Raw genomic sequence first — 7,313 nt, 5'->3', positions numbered from 1 at the left:
GAGCCGCTGGAGACCGAGCGCTGTACGAGCACGGGGCGGGACCTGGCCGCCAGGGCGGACCGGGTCGCGCTGCTCGTGCTGGGCGACGGCAGCGCCTGCCGCACCCTCAAGGCCCCCGGCTACCTGGACGAACGTGCCGAGGCGTTCGACGCGGCGGCAGCCCGTGCGCTGGGCGCCGCGGACCCCGGCGCGCTGATCGCGCTGGACGAGTCACTGGCGTACGAACTGAAGGCGGCGGGCCGGGCGCCCTGGCAGGTGCTCGCGGGCGCGGCGCAGGGGACCGGCCTGGCCGGACGGCTGCTGTACGAGGACGCTCCGTACGGCGTGGGCTATTTGGTCGCCACCTGGTCCTGAGCCGCCGCCGGGGGACCCACGAGTGACGGCCGTGCAGCGTCGTCGCTCCACGGCCGTCACCCGGACTTGACCAGTTCATGGTCAGGAAGCGGGCGGCGTACCACCCTCGTCCTTGTGGGACAGGCGCTCGACCGCGTCCTTGGCCTTCTTCGTGCCGGACTCGATCTTGTCGCTGTACTTGCCCTTGGTCTTTTGGTCGACCGTCCGTGCGGCCTTTTCGAGCCCTTGGTCGATCTTGTGCCCGTGCTGGTGCGCGAGTTCGCCGACCTTGTCCTTGGCGGGGCTCAGCTTGGCCTTCAAATTGTCCAGGAAGCCCATCGGGCACCTTCCCTGCTGGGGGACTACGGTCGGACGCTTCTTCAAACCATGAAAAATCGCCCATATTCAATTTGGATTCTACTGGCGTGCGGGACGATCCGCGCCGCTCGGAGCACCTGTGGACGGCGCGGTGAACGATTCCGGTTCGCCGCCGGTCACCTCACTCGTTCGGGAAGAGGTGCGGAGGTTTGCGAGACTGTGGCGGTGAGAAGTTCAGTTCCCGCACCGCGGGTCATCACCGTCGTCGGTCCCACTGCGGCCGGAAAGTCCGATCTGGGAGTATTCCTTGCTCAGCAGCTCGACGGCGAAGTGGTCAACGCCGACTCCATGCAGCTCTACCGCGGGATGGATATCGGCACCGCGAAGCTGACGCTCGCCGAACGCGAATCCGTCCCGCACCACCTGCTGGACATCTGGGACGTCACCGAGACCGCCAGCGTCGCCGAGTACCAGCGGCTGGCCCGCGTCGAGATCGACCGGCTGCTCGCCGCAGGCCGCACCCCCGTCCTGGTCGGCGGCTCCGGGCTCTATGTGAAGGGCGCCATCGACGCCCTGGAGTTCCCCGGCACGGACCCCGATGTACGGGCCAGGCTGGAGGAGGAACTGGTCGAGCGCGGCTCCGGAGCACTGCACGCCAGACTCGCCGCCGCCGACCCCGAGGCGGGCCGGGCCATCCTGCCGAGCAACGGCCGCCGGATCGTCAGGGCCCTCGAAGTCATCGAGATCACCGGCAAGCCCTTCACCGCCAACCTCCCGGGTAACGATGCGGTGTACGACACCGTCCAGATCGGCGTCGACGTGGCCCGTCCCGAACTCGACGAACGCATCACCCTGAGGGTCGACCGGATGTGGGCGGCCGGACTCGTGGACGAGGTGCGCGCCCTGGAGGCACACGGCCTGCGCGAAGGGCGAACCGCGTCCCGGGCGCTCGGCTACCAGCAGGTGCTGGCCGCGCTGGCCCAGGAGTGCACCGAGGACGAGGCGCGGGCCGAGACCGTTCGTGCCACCAAGCGTTTCGCCCGCCGTCAGGACTCGTGGTTCCGCCGCGACCCGCGGGTCCACTGGCTGAGTGGCGCCGCGGAGCACCGCCGGGAACTCCCGCGCCAGGCGCTGGCGTTGATCGAACGAGCGGTTACAGCCTGATCACGTGATGGCATCGGGAAGCCCTGCCCGTCATTTCGGTGACCTGGAGCGTGCCATCATCGAGCATCGATCGACCAGTGGAGTCCGAGTTGGGAGGGCGCGTGGCGATGGAGGCCGGCCCTCGCGACACTGAACAAGACGCACCGGACGCCCTGCACGAGACAGGAAGTCTGAGCCCCGACGGGCCGGACGAGCTCGAAGCGACCCCCGAGGTCGAGGTCGAGCTGCGGCCCGTGCGACGGCTGCGGATCTGGCAACTGGCACCGATCGTCATGCTCGCCGCGGTGGGATCGCTGATGTTCGCCTTCCCGCTGGCCTTCGAGTTCGGCGACGGCGGCGCGGTCGTGGCCATGCTGGGCCTGCTGATCAGCTGCTGCGCTGCGGGCTGGGGCATGATGGCCGCCCGACGCGTGGGCTACACCTGGCCCGGGCTGCCCCAGCGGGGCTCGGGCGAGCGGTCCGACTGGCGGGTGATCGCCCTGTACGTCGCCGTAGGCGGTGCGCTCGTCGCCCTGGCCGTCTGGCGCGTGGCGCGGCTGCGCTGACGGCCGGAGCCGGACCTCTCCGCAGGCCCTGCCCGTCACGCCGGCGCCCGCGGGGCGGCCCGGACCGCCGGGTATCGGCGCCGTTTCGTACAGTTGATCCGTGAGCAACTCGCAGATCGCCTTCCTCAAGGGCCACGGCACCGAGAACGACTTCGTGATCGTTCCCGATCCGGACAACGCCATCGACCTGCCCGCGTCCGTCGTCGCCCGGCTCTGCGACCGCCGGGCCGGAATCGGCGGTGACGGGCTGCTGCACGCCGTGCGGTCCGCCGCGCACCCCGAGGCGCAGGCCATGGCGGACGAGGCCGAGTGGTTCATGGACTACCGCAACGCGGACGGTTCGATCGCCGAGATGTGCGGCAATGGCGTACGGGTCTTCGCCGGCTTCCTGCAGCGCGCCGGACACGTCGAGGAGGGCGACCTCGCCGTCGCCACCCGGGGCGGCGTGAAGAAGGTGCACATCGCCGAGGACGGCGCCATCACGGTCTCCATGGGACGCGCGCTCCTTCCCGAAGCAGGCGTCGAGGTCAGCCTCGACGGCCGCAGCTGGGACGCCCGCAACGTGAACATGGGCAATCCCCACGCGGTCGCCTTCGTCGACGACCTGGCACACGCCGGCGATCTGCTCTCGGTGCCGCCCTACAGCCCCGCGGCCGTCTACCCCGACGGCGTCAACATCGAATTCGTCGTGGACCGCGGACCGCGCCACGTCGCCATGCGGGTCCACGAGCGCGGCTCCGGCGAGACCCGCTCCTGCGGCACGGGCGCCTGCGCGGTGGCCGTTGCCGCGGCCCGCAGGGACGGCGCGGACCCCGCGGAGACCGGCACGCCCGTCACGTACACGGTCGATCTGCCCGGCGGCACCCTGGTGATCACCGAGCGGCCCGACGGCGAGATCGAGATGACCGGACCGGCCGTGATCGTCGCCGAAGGCGTGATCGACTCCGCCTGGCTCGAAACGGCGACCGGCTAGAGCTTCGCTCGAATGGGTGATCCCTTTCACGCTCGGCGGGAGCCGGACTCCGCCACGTGGTGGGGTCGGTAGCATCAAGCACCGGCCCGGAGGCGCGACCGCACCTTCCCACCGCCGGTCGACGCCGCCGGAGGTGCCCCCCCATGAGCGCAGAGGCCACCAGCCCAGGTGCCCCCATCCGCAGACGGGGCCGTCCCCGGATCGATCTGCGCAGGCTCGGCCGCGTCGCGCTGCTCGGCCCCGCCTCCCGCGACCGGCTGCCCGACGCCATCAGCCATGTCGCCGAGGCCCACCGGGCGCACCACCCGGATGCCGACCTCTCGATCCTGCGCAGGGCCTACGTACTCGCGGAGTCCTCGCACCGCGGCCAGATGCGCAAGAGCGGCGAGCCGTACATCACGCACCCGCTCGCGGTCACGCTGATCCTCGCTCAGCTCGGCGCCGAGACGACGACGCTCACCGCTTCGCTGCTCCACGACACCGTCGAGGACACCGATGTGACCCTCGATCAGGTGAGGGACCAGTTCGGCAAAGAGGTCTGCTATCTCGTCGACGGCGTGACCAAACTCGAAAAGGTCGACTACGGAGCGGCCGCCGAACCGGAGACCTTCCGCAAGATGCTGGTCGCCACCGGGGACGACGTCCGGGTCATGTCCATCAAGCTCGCCGACCGGCTGCACAACATGCGCACCCTCGGTGTGATGCGTCCCGAGAAACAGGCCAGGATCGCCGGGGTCACCCGCGACGTGCTGATCCCGCTGGCCGAACGGCTCGGCGTGCAGGCCCTCAAGACCGAGCTGGAGGACCTCGTCTTCGCGATCCTCCACCCCGAGGAGTACGAACGGACCCGCGCGCTGATCGCCGCCGCGTCGGCGCGGCCGGACGGCTCCGGCGACGCCCGTCAGGACCCGCTCGCGGCCATCGCCGAGAACGTCACGACGGTGCTGCGGGAGGCCGGCATCCCCGCCGAAGTCCTCATCAGGCCACGCCACTTCGTGTCCGTGCACCGGGTCGGCATCAAGCGCGGCGAACTGCGCGGCACCGACTTCGGCCGGCTGCTGGTGCTCGTCGGCGAGGACGCCGACTGCTATGCGGTGCTCGGTGAACTGCACACCTGCTTCACCCCGGTGATCTCCGAGTTCAAGGACTTCATCGCCGCCCCCAAGTTCAACCTGTACCAGTCGCTCCACACCGCCGTCGTGGGCGAGGACGGGGCGGTCGCCGAAGTCCTCATCCGTACCCACCGGATGCACAAGGTCGCCGAGGCCGGAGTCATCGCCCTCGGCAATCCGTACGCCGCGGACAGCGGAGCGGGGCCCCAGGCCGCCGAACCCGCGGACGGCGAGCGCGCCGACCCCACCCGGCCCGGCTGGCTCTCCCGGCTCCTCGAATGGCAGCAGTCCGCCCCGGACCCCGACACCTTCTGGACCACGCTCCGTGCCGACCTGGCCCAGGACCGGGAGATCACCGTCTTCCGGACCGACGGCGGCACGCTCGGACTGCCCGCTGGAGCCAGCTGCGTCGACGCCGCCTACGCGCAGTACGGGGACGAGGCGCACAACTGCATCGGCGCCCGGGTCAACGGCCGCCTGGCCACCCTCGGCACCGTGCTCAGCGACGGCGACACCGTGCAGTTGCTCCTCGCCGAGGACACCGCCTCGGGCCCCTCGTCCGACTGGCTCGACCACGTCAGGACCCCCGCTGCCCGCATCGCCATCACCGGCTGGCTGGACGCCCACCCCGAGGGCACCCGCATCCCGCACGGCGGCCGGCCCGCAAAGACCGGCCCCGAGCAGCAGCCGCAGGGTCACTCCAGGCCCGGACCGCAGCCGCAGGAAACCGCCGGCACCGGGTCCGCCGCGAGCGCCGTGGTGGACCGGCCGGACGCCACCGTACGGCTCGCGGGCTGCTGCACCCCCGTGCCCCCCGACGCCGTCACCGGATTCGTCGTGCGCGGCGGCGCCGTCACCGTGCACCGGCAGGAGTGTCCCGCCGTCGCCCGGATGCGGTCCACCGGCCGGGTGCCGGTTGGGGTGAGCTGGGGGGATGCCACCGAGTGCCGGGTCACGCTGGTCGCCGAGTCCTTCGGACGCCCCCGGCTGCTCGCCGATCTCACCGAGGCGATCGCGACGGCGGACGCGGCGATCATCTCCGCCACCGTCGAACCGCCCAGCGAACAGCGTGTCCGGCACACCTACACCCTGCAGCTCCCCGACGCGGCCGGACTGCCGGCCCTGATGCGCGCCATGCGCGACGTGCCCGGGGTGTACGACGTGAGCCGCGCCCAGCACCCCGCAGCAACCGTCTGACCCCACCGGAGGGGGCCATCCGCCGCAGCGATCTCGTTCGGGTGGCGCGGCGCGCGCCGCGCCTGCCCAGCGGGAAGTCGCTGGTAGCGGTAGTTCATGCCGTTCATCTCCCGCCGTCTGCGGGCCGCTCTGCTGGCCACCGCATCCGCCACCCTCGTCGCAGCCACCCTCCCCTCACCCGTGCCGCTCGGCATCGGCGATCCGCTCTTCCCCCACCTCGGCAACCCCGGGTACGACGTCCGCACCTACGACATCGGACTGACCTACCACGGCGACAACAGCAAGCCCCTGGAGGCCGTCACCAGCATCGACGCGCGGACCACCGAACCGCTCGACCGGATCAACCTCGACTTCGCCCGGGGCTCCGTCCGCACCGTCGAAGTCAACGGACTGCGCGCCGACTTCGCCGTCAAGGACGAGGACCTCGTCATCCAGCCAATCGGCCGGCTCCCCGCCGGGGCGCCGCTGCGCATCACCGTCCGGCACACCAGCGACCCCACCGGCGACCAGGACAGCGGCGGCTGGCTGCGCACCGCCGACGGTCTGGCCATGGCCAACCAGGCGGACGCCGCGCACCGGGTCTTCCCGAGCAACGACCACCCCGCCGACAAGGCGTACTTCACCTTCCGGATCACCGCGCCCAAGGACCTCACCGTGGTGGCCAACGGACTGCCCACGGGCACCGCCCGACAAGGCGCCGACACCACCTGGACCTACCGGACCGAACACCCCATGGCCACCGAACTGGCCCAGGTCTCGATCGGGCGCTCCACCGTCCTGCACCGGACCGGTCCGCACGGACTGCCGGTACGCGACGTGGTGCCCAGTGCCGACCGCAAGCACCTGGAACCCCGGCTCAGCAAGACCCCCGCCCAGCTGGAGTGGATGGAACAGCAGGTCGGCCGCTATCCCTTCGAGACGTACGGACTGCTCGTCGCCGCCACCCAGACCGGTTTCGAGCTGGAGACCCAGACGCTCTCGCTCTTCGAACGGTCCCTGTTCACCGGGACCGGGCACCCCGAGTGGTACCTCGACTCGATCATGGTGCACGAGCTCGCCCACCAGTGGTTCGGCAACAGCGTCTCCCCGCAGAACTGGTCCGATCTGTGGCTCAACGAGGGCCACGCCACCTGGTACGAGGCCCGCTACGCCGAGGAGCACGCGGACAAGCCGCTGGAGCAGCGGATGCGCGAGGCCTACACCAGGTCCGACGGCTGGCGCGCCGCGGGCGGCCCGCCGGCCCGCCCCGACGCCCCGGCACCCGGACAGAAGATCAGCCTGTTCCGGCCGGTGGTGTACGACGGCAGCGCACTGATCCTCTACGCGCTGCGCCAGGAGATCGGCAAGAGCGCGTTCGACCGGCTGGAGCGGAGCTGGGTGAGCGAGCACCGGGACGCCAACGCCACCACCGAGGACTTCGTCAGCCTGGCGTCCCGGACCGCGGGCCGCGACCTGACCTCGTTCCTCGACGGCTGGCTGTACGGCGAGAAGACCCCGCCGATGCCCGGACACCCGGACTGGCACAGCACCGCGCCCGCCGGACAGCGATAAACCCGGGTGACGGGTGAGGCGGACCATGCCACTATCGACGAGTCGCCGCGGCGGCCGGACCGGAGATTCCCGACAGTGGGAATCATCGGGAGGGGTCACGCGTTGTGACTGACGTAACGG

General features: G+C 71.1%; 6 protein-coding genes and 1 pseudogene. 6 read left to right on the top strand and 1 reads right to left on the bottom strand.

The window, feature by feature from the left end; genetic code table 11:
* Nucleotides 1-354 (top strand): annotated as a pseudogene (locus ABZY11_RS11065) (hypothetical protein); the annotation flags it as partial.
* Nucleotides 355-435: 81 nt separating this feature from the next.
* On the opposite strand, the gene ABZY11_RS11060 reads toward ABZY11_RS11065, so the two are convergent.
* Nucleotides 436-672, bottom strand: a complete 237-nt coding sequence (locus ABZY11_RS11060) for an antitoxin (protein WP_356478853.1) — start codon at nt 670-672, stop codon at nt 436-438.
* 204 nt (nt 673-876) lie between these two features.
* On the opposite strand from ABZY11_RS11060, the gene miaA reads away from it, so the two are divergent.
* The 5 genes from miaA to ABZY11_RS11035 all read left to right on the top strand — a co-directional run bounded on the left by miaA (nt 877) and on the right by ABZY11_RS11035 (nt 7,193).
* Entirely contained in the window at nt 877-1,815 is a 939-nt protein-coding gene (miaA, locus tag ABZY11_RS11055) for a tRNA (adenosine(37)-N6)-dimethylallyltransferase MiaA (RefSeq protein ID WP_356478852.1), read from the top strand.
* Nucleotides 1,816-1,922: 107 nt separating this feature from the next.
* Complete coding sequence (locus ABZY11_RS11050; RefSeq protein WP_356478856.1) at nt 1,923-2,360, top strand: hypothetical protein; 438 nt, start codon at nt 1,923-1,925, stop codon at nt 2,358-2,360.
* Nucleotides 2,361-2,460: 100 nt separating this feature from the next.
* A complete protein-coding gene (gene dapF / locus ABZY11_RS11045) occupies nt 2,461-3,333 on the top strand; it encodes a diaminopimelate epimerase (RefSeq protein ID WP_356478851.1) in 873 nt (290 codons plus the stop codon).
* Nucleotides 3,334-3,476: 143 nt separating this feature from the next.
* Nucleotides 3,477-5,642 (top strand): HD domain-containing protein, encoded by a 2,166-nt coding sequence (locus tag ABZY11_RS11040; protein WP_356478850.1) that lies wholly within the window; start codon nt 3,477-3,479, stop codon nt 5,640-5,642.
* A gap of 96 nt (nt 5,643-5,738) precedes the next feature.
* Nucleotides 5,739-7,193 (top strand): M1 family metallopeptidase, encoded by a 1,455-nt coding sequence (locus ABZY11_RS11035; protein ID WP_356478849.1) that lies wholly within the window; start codon nt 5,739-5,741, stop codon nt 7,191-7,193.
* Nucleotides 7,194-7,313 lie beyond the last annotated feature (120 nt).

This window comes from Streptomyces sp. NPDC006510, assembly GCF_040611955.1.
GTDB lineage: Bacteria > Actinomycetota > Actinomycetes > Streptomycetales > Streptomycetaceae > Streptomyces.
The sequence above is the reverse complement of the archived record's forward strand: the minus strand, read 5'-3'. Positions and strand labels throughout refer to the sequence as shown.